Here is a 770-nt window from a genome sequence, read left to right as displayed (position 1 = left end):
GGGAAGCTTTGGAGCAGGTGGCCAGGAGCCTGGGCATGTCGTTTTCGGCGGAGCTGCCCGAAGGGATCCGATCCCGCCTGCTTCAGGCAGGTTTTGAACTATTTGAACGAGGCTACGATCGAGGTTTCTACAATTCAATATCCAAGCAGCTAATCGATGGAACTGAGATCGGTTCCTTTGACTACAAGCACACCGGCAGGAGGAGACCCGGGATTTATACTCGAGGCGGGGGCAGTATTCATCTCCAGTCTGTTTTCTGGGCCTATTGCGAAGATCTACGGCTACCTCATTTTCGGCTACATCCGGAAGTTCCCCTGTTTCACGACATCGCCAAAGCCTTTGGCATGCAAGATATCAACTTTGAGGGCCACCCTCAGTTTTCCCGCAAATACCTCTTGCGCGGAGAAGATGAGGCCAAGGTTCGCCTGCGCTTCGATCCTAGTTTTCTTAGCTTTTTGGAGCAACATGCTCCTTGTTGTGCCGAGGGATCCGGGCCGCAGCTTATCGTTTGGCGGGGTGACCAACAGGTGAGTCCAGAAAAAATGCCAGACTGGCTGCGCTTTGGGGAAGAATGGGTGCAAAGACTGCGGCTGCGTCGCGTATGAACTACCCCACCGCGCAGGCGGGTGGGGTTTCCTCACCCGCTTGACAGCAGAGCTTTTGTCTCTTCTTCTGCCCCAGTTGCTTCATCGTTCGCGGCAGCGGGACGGAGTCCATCCCGTGTACCGGGTCTCTGAAGTAGAGCTGAAGCATCCAAGACTCACGAGGCT

1 protein-coding gene is annotated in these 770 nt (G+C 55.1%); it reads left to right on the top strand.

All coding sequences use genetic code 11. From position 1 onward, the window contains the following. On the top strand, positions 1 to 605 hold a 605-nt coding region (locus NW844_RS13000), incomplete at its 5' end, for a hypothetical protein (RefSeq protein ID WP_414336254.1). Positions 606 to 770: the final 165 nt, after the last annotated feature.

This window comes from Synechococcus sp. H55.2, assembly GCF_047462495.1.
Lineage (GTDB): Bacteria > Cyanobacteriota > Cyanobacteriia > Thermostichales > Thermostichaceae > Thermostichus.
The sequence above is the reverse complement of the archived record's forward strand: the minus strand, read 5'-3'. Positions and strand labels throughout refer to the sequence as shown.